Annotated in this window: 14 protein-coding genes; 9 read left to right on the top strand and 5 right to left on the bottom strand. The window is 49.7% G+C overall.

Annotation, left to right across the window (positions count from 1 at the left end; genetic code table 11):
- Window positions 1-41: 41 nt before the first annotated feature.
- Genes C7R93_RS14310 through C7R93_RS14320 form a run of 3 tightly spaced genes read right to left on the bottom strand, consistent with a single transcriptional unit; the run spans window position 42 to window position 2,191 of the window.
- The gene (locus C7R93_RS14310; protein ID WP_106839441.1) at window positions 42-434 is read right to left on the bottom strand and encodes a VOC family protein; all 393 of its coding nucleotides are present in this window, start codon (window positions 432-434) and stop codon (window positions 42-44) included.
- 28 nt (window positions 435-462) lie between these two features.
- Window positions 463-1,323, bottom strand: a complete 861-nt coding sequence (locus C7R93_RS14315; RefSeq protein ID WP_106839442.1) for an S-layer homology domain-containing protein — start codon at window positions 1,321-1,323, stop codon at window positions 463-465.
- A 37-nt stretch (window positions 1,324-1,360) separates the two neighbouring features.
- Window positions 1,361-2,191, bottom strand: a complete 831-nt coding sequence (locus C7R93_RS14320; RefSeq protein WP_106839443.1) for an MBL fold metallo-hydrolase — start codon at window positions 2,189-2,191, stop codon at window positions 1,361-1,363.
- Between the two features lie 154 nt (window positions 2,192-2,345).
- On the opposite strand from C7R93_RS14320, the gene hrpB reads away from it, so the two are divergent.
- On the top strand, window positions 2,346-4,847 hold the full coding sequence (gene hrpB, locus C7R93_RS14325) for an ATP-dependent helicase HrpB (protein WP_106839444.1): 2,502 nt from the start codon (window positions 2,346-2,348) through the stop codon (window positions 4,845-4,847).
- A 262-nt stretch (window positions 4,848-5,109) separates the two neighbouring features.
- On the opposite strand, the gene bluB is transcribed toward hrpB, so the two are convergent.
- Window positions 5,110-5,763 carry a 5,6-dimethylbenzimidazole synthase gene (gene bluB, locus C7R93_RS14330; RefSeq protein WP_106839445.1) on the bottom strand — a complete coding sequence of 218 codons (654 nt, stop codon included), beginning with the start codon at window positions 5,761-5,763 and terminating at the stop codon, window positions 5,110-5,112.
- Window positions 5,764-5,900: 137 nt separating this feature from the next.
- On the opposite strand from bluB, the gene C7R93_RS14335 reads away from it, so the two are divergent.
- From C7R93_RS14335 to C7R93_RS14360, 6 genes are all read left to right on the top strand, one after another.
- On the top strand, window positions 5,901-6,584 hold the full coding sequence (locus C7R93_RS14335) for a response regulator transcription factor (protein ID WP_106839446.1): 684 nt from the start codon (window positions 5,901-5,903) through the stop codon (window positions 6,582-6,584).
- The gene (locus C7R93_RS14340) at window positions 6,550-7,983 is read left to right on the top strand and encodes a HAMP domain-containing sensor histidine kinase (protein WP_106839447.1); all 1,434 of its coding nucleotides are present in this window, start codon (window positions 6,550-6,552) and stop codon (window positions 7,981-7,983) included. Before C7R93_RS14335 ends, C7R93_RS14340 begins: the two co-directional genes overlap by 35 nt.
- Window positions 7,984-8,127: 144 nt before the next feature.
- Window positions 8,128-9,720, top strand: coding sequence for an efflux RND transporter periplasmic adaptor subunit (locus tag C7R93_RS14345; RefSeq protein ID WP_106839448.1), 1,593 nt, complete (start codon window positions 8,128-8,130; stop codon window positions 9,718-9,720).
- A 4-nt stretch (window positions 9,721-9,724) separates the two neighbouring features.
- A complete protein-coding gene (locus C7R93_RS14350) occupies window positions 9,725-10,438 on the top strand; it encodes an ABC transporter ATP-binding protein (protein ID WP_106839449.1) in 714 nt (237 codons plus the stop codon).
- 4 nt (window positions 10,439-10,442) lie between these two features.
- On the top strand, window positions 10,443-11,654 hold the full coding sequence (locus C7R93_RS14355; protein WP_106839450.1) for an ABC transporter permease: 1,212 nt from the start codon (window positions 10,443-10,445) through the stop codon (window positions 11,652-11,654).
- A 52-nt stretch (window positions 11,655-11,706) separates the two neighbouring features.
- Window positions 11,707-11,922: a hypothetical protein gene (locus tag C7R93_RS14360; protein WP_017250899.1), complete on the top strand. Its 216-nt coding sequence runs from the start codon at window positions 11,707-11,709 to the stop codon at window positions 11,920-11,922.
- A 373-nt stretch (window positions 11,923-12,295) separates the two neighbouring features.
- Here the strand turns inward: C7R93_RS14360 and C7R93_RS14365 are convergent, their stop codons facing one another.
- Window positions 12,296-12,637, bottom strand: coding sequence for a hypothetical protein (locus C7R93_RS14365; RefSeq protein ID WP_106839451.1), 342 nt, complete (start codon window positions 12,635-12,637; stop codon window positions 12,296-12,298).
- Window positions 12,638-12,854: 217 nt separating this feature from the next.
- On the opposite strand from C7R93_RS14365, the gene C7R93_RS14370 reads away from it, so the two are divergent.
- Entirely contained in the window at window positions 12,855-13,703 is an 849-nt protein-coding gene (locus C7R93_RS14370; protein ID WP_106839452.1) for a nucleoside hydrolase, read from the top strand.
- A 4-nt stretch (window positions 13,704-13,707) separates the two neighbouring features.
- The gene (locus C7R93_RS14375; RefSeq protein WP_106839453.1) at window positions 13,708-14,640 is read left to right on the top strand and encodes a nucleoside hydrolase; all 933 of its coding nucleotides are present in this window, start codon (window positions 13,708-13,710) and stop codon (window positions 14,638-14,640) included.
- Window positions 14,641-14,643: the final 3 nt, after the last annotated feature.

The following is a 14,643-nucleotide window of genomic DNA, read 5'->3' on the forward strand; positions in this document are numbered from 1 at the left end:
AAGAAGAGGGGGCGTAGAAGGAAAAGTTGAATCTTTTCCCTCTACGTTCTTGTGCTTTCAAACAGCTCCAGCCACTCTCCATCCGGACCTTTGAAAAACATATAGCGCGAGCCGTTCGGCAGTGTGGTTATTTCCTGATCAATAAAGGATACATGCAGCTGCTTCAAGCGTTCGATTTCAGCTTCCAGGTTGTCCACAGCAAACGCTAGGTGGTGGACCTTGCCCTCGACCGGCAGCGAATCGTTATATCCATGAATGAGCTCCAGTTCTGTCTCTGTGCTTCCCGGAAATCCAAGAAAAGCAAGGGTAATGATCCCGTTGGTATGCGCGAGCTTTCCTTTGAGCTCCATCCCAATCACTTCGGTGTAAAAAGCAATAGAGGCCTCCAAATCTTTTACCATCAAACCCACATGCTCCAGCTTTTTGATCGCCATCTCATTTCGTTCCTTTCCTCAGGGTTTTTTACTTGCTCGAGTATTGATGGAGTGTCCCTGTTTGCTTCAAATGGTTATAAAATCGGTGCAAAATGGTGACAGCCTCTGCGCGAGTCAGCATTTCTCTACCCTCAAACTTGCCGTTCCATGCAGTCATGATTCCTGTTTTTTGCAAGAGAGCGAGGTTGGTTGCCATGATTCCGCTGTAGTCATCCGTAAACAATATTTCATTGCCATCTTGGCCAAAGAGAAGCGGATAAAGGATGTTTGTCTGGTCTTTCCCATCTTCGCTGTATCGACCATCTTCTTGGAAAAAATCTTCAGGCGAGTTTGGGCCAAATGAATACGGACTCAGAATGATGGGAATATCCCGTATGGCAGAAAGGATTTGTAAGACGTCTGTAGCTGGAATGTCTTGGTTATGTAACATGAAGACGGGCAGGACGTTTGCAGCCCCAATTCGATTTAGTTTCGTGTCCGGGAAAAATATGTAGCCAGCGGACGAATAGGTTACAGCGTTCCACCAGTCTCTTGTGACGATCGAGCTGATCTCCGTGTACGCCCAGTGATTTTTGGGCACGTCGGCAAATTTGTCTATATGGTAATTGCTATAGTCTGTCTTTTGATTTGCCTTGTACGGTCTGTAACGATCAAACAGGCGATAGATCATGACGGTCATTTCTGCTTTGTCGACCAATCTGTCAGGCTGGAAGCGGCCATCTGGATAACCACTCACCACACCCTTATCTACCATGAAGGAGATCGAATTCATGGCCCAGCCGTATTTCTTCGGATCGACATCGGTAAATTTCGGTGCAGCATGAGCAGCCGCAGGATAAATGCCAGATAACCCCAGAATGATTGCAAGTAACACCGTGATGACTTTCATAATACTCTCCTCTCTTTTTTCAATGAAATTGTAAAGATTATCCTTCTAGTATACTATCCGGTGCTGGAAAAGGAAGGTGTTCTGCAAGAACAGATGTGACGATATGCAGGGAGTCAAACTCACCAGTAGAAGCCGCGATGATCAGCGGTTTTGATGGAAACATGCGAGTGTTTATTTCTTGGGAGGATAACCCTTGGCTATACAGATGCAGGATTTCTCCAGAGAGATTCTCCAAATGCTCCAGCTTTTGCTGCAAGCGTGTTTTCCCATCCGGATGATATCCCGAATGAGCGCAAAAGATCGACTGGAAGTCATAAGTGAGCACCGCACGAAGGGAATTCATCAAGGTGGGGATCGATTCTTCTCGTAAAATGACCTTCGTTTTCACACCCATGAAAAGATCGCCGCAGAACAAGCGACCAGTACTTTCGTCCAGCAAGGCTACATGGTCATGGGCATGGCCGGGTGAATAAAGCACTTTCCATTCGAGGGAGCGGGAGTGATGGACGTCACCCAAAGGTTGGGCCACAAACGGATCGCGAATCCCCCAAGTAATCTTACGGTAGAAAGGGTACTGTGCTTTTTGGGAGCAAATGTCTAGTCCTTTTTCGTGAATCAACAGAGGAACCTGCTTGTGCTGGGCAATCCACGAGGCGGTACCGACATGGTCTTCGTGGCTATGCGTCAATACAACGGAATCAAAAGAGGCTTCATGGAACCTGTGAATGAGAGCTTGCTCGAGGACTTTCGGGCCAGTATCAACCAGCATGCCATCCGTTACATAAACATAAATCGCTGATTCCCAATCCCCTACGCGAACAATCCCTTCCAGACATGTTACGTCTTCGTGGTGATGAATGTGGATCATACCGTACACCTCCCATCGTGATGGAATCATTATACTATTGAATGAGTATTCAGTCATTTTCGTTTACAAAATTCATCCTAATGTGATCCGTACTCATCCTGTACCGTAGTATCGTGTATGATGGTAAGGATGATTGCTCGTATGAGGTGAAAACATGAATGCATTGCCAATAGATGAAATATTGCCAGAGCTGGTAAACACGCTGCGCAAAGAGACAAACGCAGTGTTGGTCGCTGCTCCGGGTGCGGGGAAGACGACGCGGGTACCACTGGCATTGCGTGAGGAAGCTTGGTTACATAATCGCAAAATTGTGATGCTGGTCCCACGCCGACTGGCAGCACGCCAAGCTGCTGCCTACATGGCTGCCTTGCTGGGTGAAGAAGTTGGACAAACGGTCGGATATCGGGTCAAGCGTGAATCAAGGGTAGGTGCAGGAACGCGGATTGAAGTGATTACAGAAGGGATTTTAACGAGAATGCTACAGGATGATCCGGAGCTGTCAGATGTCGGTCTTGTTATTTTCGACGAGTTCCACGAACGGAATTTGCACGCGGATTTAGGGCTAGCCCTTAGTCTACAGGCACAAAGCTTGTTCCGGGAAGACCTGCGAATTCTCGTGATGTCCGCTACGCTCGACGCCGAGCCTGTGTCAGCCTTGATGGGGAATGCTCCCGTAGTCAGTAGTAAAGGCAGGATGTTTCCAGTGGAGACGTACTTTTTGACCACCCCGATGGAGGGACGTCTGGAGGAAGCGGTTGTCCAGTTGATCTTCCAAGCGATGAGAAAAGAAGAGGGCGATTTGCTCGTCTTTTTACCTGGAGCCAAAGAAATTCACCGAGTGCAAGATTTGCTCGAACAAAGCGGTGTAGTCTCGAATATCCGGATTGCGCCTCTTTACGGAAATTTGTCGCAGGAGGAACAAGATAAAGCGATCCAGCCTGGGAAAACAGGCGAGCGCAAAATTGTCCTCGCTACCTCTATTGCCGAGACGAGCCTAACTGTCGAGGGGGTTCGCATCGTGATTGATAGTGGATTAAAACGAGTCCCGCGATTCTCTCCACGAACAGGGATGACGAGGCTTGAGACAGCAAAGGTATCGAAGGCATCGGCTGATCAACGCCGAGGAAGGGCTGGACGGCTTGCACCCGGGGTCTGCTATCGACTATGGACCGAGCAAGAGGATCGCATGCTCATTCCACAGCAGGCACCTGAGATCATGGAAGCGGATCTGACTGTGCTCGCTTTGGAGCTGGCTCTGTGGGGAGTCGGGGCGCCGGAAGAGCTGGATTGGCTGAATTCCCCGCCGAAGGCAGCGATGGCGCAGGCTCAAGAGCTCCTGTTTCAGCTGGGAGCATTAGATGAGCGGAAGCAGATTACACCACATGGACGAGTACTGGCTGGGATGGGTGTGCATCCGAGGTTAGGGCACATGATTCAGAAAGCAAATGAGCTGGGGGAAGGTGAACTGGCTTGCGAGCTGGCTGTCCTCTTGGAAGAACGAGATATTGTGCGGGGGCGCCAAGCGTCAGCAGATGCGGATATGCGCACGCGTGTTGAACTGCTTCGTCAGGTAGCCAACAAACAGAGTAGTGCAGTGGAGCTTCCGATTGATGTAGGGGCATGCAGAAGACTCTGGAATGAGGCGGCGCATTTCAAACGGGTATGGGTAAACAAGCCTAATAACACTTCCACTCGTACAGAAACGACGGGAAGACTGCTGGCGTTTGCGTATCCAGACCGGATTGCCCAGCGAAGGGCAGATGGACGTTATTTGCTTCGCAATGGGCGTGGGGCGGCTTTTTCTGTACAGCAACCACTAGCTGCTTCACCGTATATTGTGGCAGCAGAACTCGATGACCACGGTGCAGACAGTCGGATATTACTGGCGGCTAACGTGGAAGAAAGCGAGCTGTTGAATGACTGTGCGATGCAGATTACCGAGCGAATGAACGTATGGTGGGAGCATACAGCAGGGGCAGTTCGCAGTCGCAAGCAAAAGCGGTTGGGAGCGATCTTGTTAGCGGATTCACCTGCGGAGGCTTCGCCAGACACGATGTTAACAGCGTTCTTGGAAGGGATAAAAGAAGAAGGATTGGAGATTTTGCCGTGGAATCGGCAGGCGAGACAGTATCGGGAGCGTTTGATGTTTATGGCCCGTCTGGAGGAAGGCTGGCCGAATGTGGATGAAGAGGCACTGCTTGCTTCCTTGGAGGAATGGCTCGCTCCCCATGTGTATGGTTTCAAAAGAAAGGAAGACCTGCAGTCGCTATCAGTGACGACGATTCTGGAAAGTATGCTCTCATGGGAGCAACGCAGACAATTGGACGAATACGCTCCGACTCATGTGATTGTCCCGAGCGGTTCCAAAATTCCTGTTGATTACAGCGATCCAGCCGCACCGGTGCTTTCCGTCCGGCTACAGGAGCTGTTTGGGTGGCAAGATTCTCCGCGAATAGGCAAAGGCAGAGTACCACTGACACTGCACCTGCTTTCTCCAGCTCATCGCCCAGTACAAGTGACACGGGACTTGGCGAGCTTTTGGGCACATGCGTATTTTGAAGTGAAAAAAGATTTGAAGGGCCGTTATCCCAAACATTATTGGCCGGATGATCCGCTAGCTGCCATTCCGACAAATCGGACGCGTCCACGTAACTAATTCGATTCGGATTGCTAGGTATATTCGGGCATAGAGGAAGGGCTTGGCGTCAGGTGAAATTTCCCATTTTGCTAGTTCCATGTTCGTGAGTCGTGTCGATTGTGAAACCTTCTTCGTGGTCGGGCACGTCAGGAATATACCGTGAATCACGTACTACCCCCTCTACTTCTCTTAGGCTGCCTGTTAATCAGGCGGTCTTTTTTTTGGAAGAAAAAAAGGGTGCCGCTACTGCTGCGCCCTTTCTTTCGTATAGGATCAAGGTTTACGCTTTGTTTCCCCACTGCTCTCGATAAATCAATTGTTGCAAGTCCTCGCGTTGTCTCCATTGGTGCAGCTCCAAGAGCGGACGTTCCGGATAATGATCTGTGTAGCCAATCGACAGCAATGCGACAGGATCGATATGTGGCGGGATGTTCAAGATACGACGTACGTCTGCCTTCTTGTAAAAGCTGACCCAGCCCATCGCCAAATCTTCTGCGTATGCAGCCAGCCACATGTTTTGGATTGCACAGCTGACAGACATAATATCTGTTTCCGGGATGGAATTGCGTCCGAGTACATGGTCTCCGCCACGAGTAGGATCACAAGTGACACAGATAGTGACGGGTGCTTCCTTGATCCCTTGAATTTTCAACTCTAAAAAGGTCGATTCTCTTCCTGTTCCTTCATAGTGGATGGCAAGTGCCCGGCGTTCTTTATCCGCACATTCTGCGAGAGCTTGTTTGGTTGCGTCGTCTTCCACTAGGACAAAATTCCAAGGCTGCATGAATCCGACAGAGGGCGCATGGTGGGCAGCAGCCAAGATCATGGCAAGTTTTTCCGGGGCGACAGGATCTTGGCGAAAGCTACGAATATCGCGACGGTTGCTAATGGCCTTATACAAGCCGTTTTTTTCTTCCGCGCTCAAGCGTTTCATGAGAAAACCTCCTTAATTGCTTTTACGTTCTCTTTATTTTACTGATAAAGTATGCTTCCTTCCAGACATCTGCTTGACATATTCATGTCCTACGCTAATGGGGAGATAGTCCGAGCAGAGGGGAGAGAGTACGAAGAATGCAAAACATCTTAATCGTGGAAGACGAGTTACCCATCTCTCGGGTATTGAAAGCGTATTTGGAAAAAAACAACTTTCGGGTCGAACAGGCATTTAACGGTGAGGAAGCAGAACGGAAATTTGATTCAACTAATCCTACGCTCGTCTTGCTGGATGTGATGCTGCCTGGTAGAAGCGGATGGAGTATTCTCGAATATATTCGGGCGAAAAGCTCGTGTCCTGTCATCATGCTGACAGCGTTGGGACAAATCGATAACAAGCTGGCGGGCTTGAACAAAGGCGCCGACGACTATATCACCAAGCCCTTTATCGCAGACGAAGTGGTCGCTCGCGTACATGCGGTATTACGTCGCTCGAAACAATTGCTAGAAGGCAGTCATGGGAAGCAGTTTGGCAGTCTGAAAGTCGACTTCAAGGCGTATTCTGTCATGCTGCACGGCATCGAACTGGCGTTCACGCCAAAGGACTTGTGCCTGTTTCTTTTTTTGGCACAGTACAAAAACCAGACGTTCACCAGAGAACAGCTCATCGAGCAGGTGTGGGGGATGGATTACGAGGGAAGTGACCGCGCAGTAGACCTCGCGATCAAACGCATCCGGCGATCCTTGGAGAATTGGCCGACATCCGAAGGGGAAATCCGTACCTATCGTGGCTTGGGCTACAAGCTGTGTGTATATGAGTGAGAAAAAACGCACCTCTTTGTTTCGGTATTGGACAACTCGATACTTGATCACATTGTGTATCGGCCTTTTTGTGATCGGGATTGCATCTAGCTACTGGATTTCTTATAGCGAGACACAAAAACGCCTTGATTTTATGAGACTGATGGCAGCGGAAGTTGCGGATCGGGTCGTTGATGCGGAAGGCAAGGTAGAGATGGCTCCGTTCTTGTTTCGGATTGTGGACAGTCGTCAGGAGTCACTTGGAGTCAATTACAAGCCAATTATGGTGATTTTAGATGAACACAAGCAACCTGTATTTGGCGTTCCAGGTCCTTTTTCTGGGGAACTAAAGCGCATCGCGCCTGAGTTGGTGGAAGCGGATGACAGCCTGTCACAGTTTGAGCTAGCGCGGGGGGACGAAGTGCTTTTCGTGAAGGAGGGCATTGAGGTTGATGAGCGAGTGGTTGGCTGGGTCATGTTGTTCACCCCACAAAAACAGGTGATACGAGGTATGACGGAATTCCAGTTGCTCGCGATCATGCTTCTCGGCCTCGGCTTGCTTGGGTGGCTCGTCATTTATTTGCTGACAAAAAAGCTCTCACAGCCGATTAAGGATGTGGCAGACGCTGCTAAGCAAATCGTGCTGGGGAACTACGATATTCACTTGGATAAAAGCAAGCGTGAACAAGAAGTGTATGAACTGATCCATTCCTTTGAAGAAATGGCAAACAGATTGAAGCAGCTGGAAATGATGCGTACCGAGCTACTGGCAGGCGTGACCCATGAGCTCAAAACACCTGTTACGTCCATCAGCGGGCTGGTGCAAGCCGTGAGGGAAGAGGTTGTCAGCGGAGAAGAGGCCAAGGAGTTTTTGGATATTTGTACGAAGGAAACGACACGTCTGCAAAAGATGGTAGAGGATTTGCTCGATTTTAACTCTTTTGCTGTGGGGGATATTCGCATTCGTCGTCAACCCCAAAACATGCAGGAGCTGATCCGGGAAATTACGCACCAATGGAAAATTGTGCAGGAAGAAGAGAAGCTCAGCTTGCACATCGAATATACGTCTGAACCGATCTTGATAGAAACCGACCCGCTGCGTGTGCAGCAAATCATGTACAATCTACTAAACAATGCAGCACAAGCGATGGAATCGGAGGGGCGGATTGTCGTGTCACTATCTGCAGCAGCAGAAGAGATTCGGATTGACGTGAAGGACAACGGACGTGGGATACCGCTAGAAGAACAGTCTTTGATTTTTGAACGATTCTACCGAGGCGAGGACAAGAAGCACATCGTCCGTGGGCTGGGGCTTGGCTTGTCTTTTAGTAGAATGATTGCCCAAGCGTTAGGAGGCATGCTGACCCTAACTGAGAGTACGGCGTCAGGCAGCACCTTTACGTTGGTTTTGCGCAAATAATAGATGCATGATCAAAAAACGACCTGGTTTACTCCGGTCGTTTTTTTGTGTCCAAATCTGACTTTTCCCTGACGTATTCGTTACGTATAGTGGTCGCAACCAAAAGACAAGACTTCATTCAAGTAGACGGCAGGAGGACTGAGCGTGACTTACACGGAGAAAAAGCGAGCGTTGTTTTCGAAGGTAGGAGGCAACAAGAAAAAGTGGTTGGTTGGAGTATTGGCTGTTGGGACCGTGGTCATTTCAGGGGGGATATTCGGCTACCAGTCCGTTTTTATCCCACAAGCGGCGCAGGCCGCTTTTCAAGTCGAGACGGTAATAAGGGGAGACATCTCAGAAGTCGTGCAGGCGTCAGGCACTGTCCAGGCCTCCAAGCGCTCGTCTCTCTCGTTTTCTGATGCAGAGGAAGCCAAGGATGCGATCTCTACCATTCAGGTCGGCGTGGGTGATGCCGTGAAGGCAGGACAAGTTCTGGCGACGATGGACGATTCTGTAGCGAGAATCCAGGTGACCAATGCGGAAGCGAATCTTTTATCGGCGCAAGCCAAGCTACAGGAGGCACAAAAGCGCAAGAGTCCCGCTGAAATCACTTCTTTGCAAGCCGCAGTCAATCAGGCCAAGAACGAGTGGGAGCTGGCAAAGCAAAACATTGACGGGAAAAAAGCGACGAATGACGTGGAGAAGGCAAAAGCAAACCTGGAGAGTGCTAAGAAGACGTACACTTCCCAGCAGACATTGTTTGCGGCAGGTGCGATTGCCAAGAGTGAATTCGACAGTGCCCAGTCGTCGCTGGATCAGGCCCAGCGCGATTACAACTCGGCGGTATTGACAGCCGGACAGACGACGGGGCAGGCCGGTGTGAAGGTAGAACAGGCGCTTGCTGCGTATCAAACAGCCCAAGAAGCGTTACAGGAAGCGAATGAAGGTCCTGATGCCGCCACCGTTTTATCGGCCAAAGCAGCGGTGGAACAGGCAAAAGCGGGGCTGCAACAGGCACAAAAGGCACTGAGGGCTGTCACCTTGAAAGCACCGATGGACGGAGTGATCGTCCAGGTGAATGGCAATGTAGGCGAAATACCCGGCAATGATTTCATTATCATGGATAATTCGAATAGCGGAGATTTAGAGGTATTGGCACAGATTAGCCAGAGTGACATCGGAAAAGTGCAGGAAGGCTTGCCTGTGGCGTTTACGACGAGTTCATATGCGGACGAGACGTTCCATGGAAAAGTAAAGCTGATTTATCCAGAAGCGAAAACCGACGCTGGCGTCACCACCTACGATGTGCTTTTGTCTGTGGCAAACCAGGATAACAAATTGAAGATCGGGATGACAATGAACGTCGAGATCGAACGAGGAACTCATAAAAATGTGCTCGTGGTACCAGCGCAAGCGCTGCAAACGCAAAATGGCAAGGATGGCGTGTATGTGCTAAGGGATGCTGCTGCACAACAAGCTGGTGAAGGAGCTGAAGGGAATCAGGCTGAGGTAAAGCAAGCGAATAACCGCAGTGGAGGCAGAGAGGGCAGAGCGAATCTGCCGTATAAATTTGTTCCGATCAAAATGGGGTACTTCACTGCTGATCAGGTAGAGGTGACGGAGGGGCTTTCAGAAGGAGAGCGTGTCGTCATCCTCGTGAATACACAGAGCCCATCGGCTACTGGTCAAAATGGAAATCGGATGGGCGGCGGTATGCCGGGATTCGGCGGAATGGGCGTCCAGATAAGGGGACGGTAGGCAGATGAAACAGGTCATTCAAATAGAAGAGCTGAAAAAACAGTACGTAATCGGAGATCAGGAGATTTATGCGCTCAGAGGTGTCAGCTTGTCGATTGAGGAAGGGGACTTCGTGGCAATCATGGGGCCCTCCGGTTCAGGCAAGTCTTCCATGATGAATGTGATTGGCTGTCTGGATAAGCCCACCTCGGGAGAATTTTATTTAGACGGCTATCCTGTATCACAAGCACATGACGATGAATTGGCGATCATCCGCAATCAGAAAATCGGTTTTGTTTTTCAAAATTTCAATCTGTTACCACGTACGACTGCGGTTGAAAATGTAGAGCTGCCTCTTTTATATGGAGGGACGCCTGCACGGGAACGAAGAGAAAAAGCTATTCGGGCATTATCGAGTGTCGGACTGGCAGAGCGATTGAACAACAAGCCCAATGAGCTGTCAGGTGGGCAGCAGCAACGCGTGTCGATCGCACGAGCTCTCGTCAATGATCCGGTCATCCTGCTGGCAGATGAGCCGACAGGAGCGTTGGACACGAAGACGAGTGAAGAGATCATGGGTATCTTTCAAAAGCTGAACGATGCGGGCAAAACGGTTATTTTGGTGACACACGAACCTGATATTGCGGAGTATGCCAAGAGGATCGTCCGGTTTCGTGACGGGCAAATCATCGCGGATGAAGTCGTGGAGGAGCGCAGGAGCGTGTCGATGGAGGGTTGAGCAAATGAGCTTTATTGAATGTGTACGCATTTCATTTCGCAGCATCAGGGCAAATGGCTTGCGCTCCGTTCTCACGATGCTGGGAATTATCATCGGTGTGGCTGCTGTTATCGCGATGGTGGCGATCGGAGAGGGGACTTCCACGTCTGTTGCTTCTCAGATAAATGGATTAGGGAGCAACCTGCTAATTGTCACACCTGGTCAGGCGACACAAGGCAGGGTAAGTCTTGGGGCTGGCTCTCTGAATACGCTGACGATGGCAGATGCAGAATCCCTGATGCAAAAAGAGGCCATTTCGGGTGTGGCTCCCAGCGTGAATGCACGGGGGCAGATTGTCTGGGGAAGCAATAACTATTCCAGTACGCTCGAGGGGACGACAGCCGATTTCCCTCAGGTGAGGAATGTAGAAGTAGGACAAGGGCGGTTCTTTAGCAACTTTGAAGTGAAGATGCAATACAACGTGGCTGTCGTGGGGACCGAGGTGGTCAGCAACCTGTTCAAAGGCGCGAACCCAGTGGGGCAAACCGTCCAGATCAACCGGATTCCGTTTACGATCATCGGTGTATTACAGAGCCAGGGAAGTTCAGGAATGACAAACAACGATGATCGGATCATCATTCCGATTACCACTGCGCTGAGCAGGTTGACCGGAGGCAAAAATGTGGGCTCGATCTACGTCTCAGCAGCATCGTCGGAACTGATGGAGAAGGCACAGCAAGATATTCAGCAAGTCCTTCGTGCCAATCACAAACTACGGCCACAAGCTGAAGATGACTTCCGCATTACGTCTCAGTCAGACATTTTAAGTACAGCACAGTCAGTATCCAGCTCGATGACCGCACTGTTATCTGGCATTGCCGCCATCTCGCTAATTGTTGGCGGGATAGGCGTGATGAACATTATGCTGGTATCTGTCACGGAGCGGACACGGGAGATCGGGATTCGCAAGGCGATTGGAGCCAAGCGGGGAGATATTCTCCGCCAGTTTTTGATCGAAGCGGTTACGCTTAGCCTGATTGGTGGGGTTATTGGTATTGCCTTAGGGGTAGGTGCTGCGTTTTTGGTCAGCAAGCTCGGCCAGATGGCGACTTCCATTAGTCTGTCTCCGATCATGTATGCGTTTTTGACCTCTACATTGGTTGGTGTTATTTTTGGTGTGTATCCGGCGAGAAAAGCAGCACAGCTCAAACCGATTGACGCACTGCGGTATGAGTGAGTGTGTAATTTTACCAATCCGGGCATACTAGCCGTGAGAGGTGTGGGTGCTGATGGAAAAAAGCGTTCAATTTTCCGTACCATGGCGAGAAGCAACACGCATTGTGAAAAGGATCAAAACAAGCAAATTGCGTTATTTTGTCAGACAACAAGAGGGGAAGACCAGTGTTGCGTTTGTCTTTCCTCGAGTTAGCGTCAGCCAATATGTCTATTTGTATATTATTTTTGGACCAAGAGCGGCTGATGTGCTCAACAACGATAGCAAATAGATGAATCCCTGATTGCCCGAGCAGGCGTCAGGGATTTGTAATTATTCACAGGAAAACAAAACCTGACACTTTTCGATAAGGCCGTTTCATAGTACAATTCCAATATGAACGAACTTGGGGAAGTTCGGGATGGCGGCACCCAATCTGTGCAGAAGGGCCGCCTCTTTTTTTTGCTATTGTATAAATGGTAGGTTTCGACAGCATTTTTACTCAGAGGATATAATAGGTACAATTGCCTGAATATACAGCTGGAATGCGTGAGTAGCTGGATATAAAATAGGGTTATTCACGTGAATACAACGTACTACTCTCTCCCAAGGTTTGATATCTTGGGGCTTTTTTTTGTTCAAAATGCATGAAAAAAAGCCGTTTCTCATGACGGCTCTGTTATCGATAGAGTAGGTTGAAAGCTTCCTTTCAAGAAGGCATCAATGAATTGCTCTGGTGTAAGAGAAATCGTGATGCCAATCCCAGGCAGATCGACAGAAAATACATTCTCCCGGTACAAATACCAGAGGTCGCCTGTCGGCTCAATGGAATAGACATGTATATTTTTCTGTGAATGCTGGCCTGCCTTTTGGATTTCCCGCAACGCAGTAAACAGTTCACCCCAAACGGGCAGATAAGGCTTCGTTTGGTGCTGCACAATCGCTTGGATCAGTTGGTTTCTCACGAGAGAAATAGCTTCCATGGTTGGGTGGTTCAACGAAAGCATGACCGTTATACTCCTTTTGCATGGCTTGGCGCATTAGTCTTGTGTGATGGCGATTTTTGTCGAAGTTATGAATAAGTGTAAAATAGTTATCAGCTCGATGCAAGAGATATAGAACGTAGAGATGAGCATTTGGGTATTTGACGGTTGCTGCTGATTTGGATAGCATAGGAAAAGCGGTTTTGACAAATGGCAATTGCGAGAAGCGGGAGATGAGATTGTGACAAAAAAACACCGGTTGATCATCGAGTTTTGCGGTGGATTTGGTCAAGGGTTGGCCTTGCTATATGCTTTGCGCTCACCTGATGTTCAAGTGGCAGGAATCGTTTGCAGAGACACGCAGTCAAGCTTGGCTAGGAAGCTAATTGATTTTGCACAGCCAGGCTATGAAATTCCAATCGTAACAGGTGCCAAGCAACCGCTTTTCTCGGGAACGATCGAGACGACCACCCCAGAAGGTGTAAGGTTCCTTACAGAAACCACGCAGGACGAGGAAAGTGACCTGACGTATGTAACGTTTGACCGTTTGACGACGCTGGCTTTGGCTGTGGTGAGTGATCCACTGTTGGCGTGTAAATTTACGAGAATCGTGGTGCAGGGTGGAGCTATACGTGTACCAGGAGACGTTACGGCCATTGCCGAAACAAACATGCATGGTGATCCAGAAGCAGCTGCGCTCGTGTTGGCAGCCCGCTTGCCACTTGTGCTTGTTCCATTAGATACAACCAGCTCGTTTCGTTTGACGGAAGAGCAAGTACATACATTGGGAAGCCTCGCACATGCAGTCGGCCTGATCGATAGAACGACGATGTCAGACATGCACTTCGCTGCTTCAGCTCGTGCGCTCCATGCATGGGTAGCGATGCTAGCGGCTCTCTCACCTGAAAAGATGCGGACGGAGCAAATGAAGCTCTCGGTCGAATGTAAAAGCGATTTGTCACGCGGTGCCGTTCTAGCCGATCTACGGGCGAAACCGAGTGTAGGAACCGATACGGTTGTATGTGTTGAGGTTGAGATGGCAGAGGCAGAGCGCTTTTTGCAAACCGTTTTGGATCAGGGAGGGGTATAAGCGCATGGAAAAAATCATTTTGGATGTAGATACCGGGATTGATGATGCGCTGGCGATTGCTTACGCCGTTCACTCGCCTGCTCTTGAAGTGTGTGGGATTACTACAACTTTTGGCAATATTACGATGGAGGAAGCAACTCGCAATACCTTACAGGTGCTAGAGCTTCTGGATGCCTCTATGATTCCTGTCTATCAGGGGGCATCGAAGCCGATTGTTCGCGACCTCACAGGAAAAGCAAGACTGTTCCACGGTGAAAACGGGCTAGGCAATGTCGTCTTGCCTGAACCATCGACAACGGCTCAGCCACAGTGTGCCACACAATATCTCATTTCTGCGATAAAGGAACATCCTCACGAATTGACAATCGTGACCGTCGGGAGCATGACCAATCTGGCACGGGCGATTATGGCTGCTCCAGAAATCGTGTCTCTCGTCAAACGAGTGGTTGTGATGGGAGGAGCTGTAACGGTGCCGGGTAATCGCACGCCTGTAGCGGAGGCGAATATTTGCGCCGATCCGGAAGCCGCAGCGTATGTCTTCCAGTCAGGTATTCCAGTGACGCTGGTAGGGCTGGATGTGACGATGCAAACACTGCTTACCCGCGAATATTTGCAGGAATGGAGAGCGACGGATACACGCTTGAGTCATGTTTTCGCGGATATGTGCGAGGTGTACATGAATGCCTATGCGACAGTGGGCAATTTGCGCGGCTGCGGTTTGCATGATCCACTGGCGGTAGGTGTCGTCATTGATCCGACGTTTGTGAAGTCAGTCCCAATGCATGTTGCAGTAGATACGTCGGGGGGCGCAAGTGATGCCCGTACAATTGGGGACAGACGGGAGCATCCAGCACAGCCGCCGAATGTGGATGTGTGCCTGGAGGTTGACCATGAACGCTTTGTCAGCCATTTTTTACAGAATGTATTAGGGGAATAGGAA

Source organism: Brevibacillus fortis, assembly GCF_003013395.1.
Taxonomy (GTDB): Bacteria; Bacillota; Bacilli; order Brevibacillales; family Brevibacillaceae; genus Brevibacillus; species Brevibacillus fortis.

Coding starts and splice junctions, on each gene's coding strand:
- C7R93_RS14310 (WP_106839441.1), bottom strand. CDS start 434: ATGGCGATCAAAAAGCTGGAGCATGTGGGTTTGATGGTAAAAGATTTG.
- C7R93_RS14315 (WP_106839442.1), bottom strand. CDS start 1,323: ATGAAAGTCATCACGGTGTTACTTGCAATCATTCTGGGGTTATCTGGC.
- C7R93_RS14320 (WP_106839443.1), bottom strand. CDS start 2,191: ATGATCCACATTCATCACCACGAAGACGTAACATGTCTGGAAGGGATT.
- hrpB (WP_106839444.1), top strand. CDS start 2,346: ATGAATGCATTGCCAATAGATGAAATATTGCCAGAGCTGGTAAACACG.
- bluB (WP_106839445.1), bottom strand. CDS start 5,763: ATGAAACGCTTGAGCGCGGAAGAAAAAAACGGCTTGTATAAGGCCATT.
- C7R93_RS14335 (WP_106839446.1), top strand. CDS start 5,901: ATGCAAAACATCTTAATCGTGGAAGACGAGTTACCCATCTCTCGGGTA.
- C7R93_RS14350 (WP_106839449.1), top strand. CDS start 9,725: ATGAAACAGGTCATTCAAATAGAAGAGCTGAAAAAACAGTACGTAATC.
- C7R93_RS14355 (WP_106839450.1), top strand. CDS start 10,443: ATGAGCTTTATTGAATGTGTACGCATTTCATTTCGCAGCATCAGGGCA.
- C7R93_RS14360 (WP_017250899.1), top strand. CDS start 11,707: ATGGAAAAAAGCGTTCAATTTTCCGTACCATGGCGAGAAGCAACACGC.
- C7R93_RS14365 (WP_106839451.1), bottom strand. CDS start 12,637: ATGCTTTCGTTGAACCACCCAACCATGGAAGCTATTTCTCTCGTGAGA.
- C7R93_RS14375 (WP_106839453.1), top strand. CDS start 13,708: ATGGAAAAAATCATTTTGGATGTAGATACCGGGATTGATGATGCGCTG.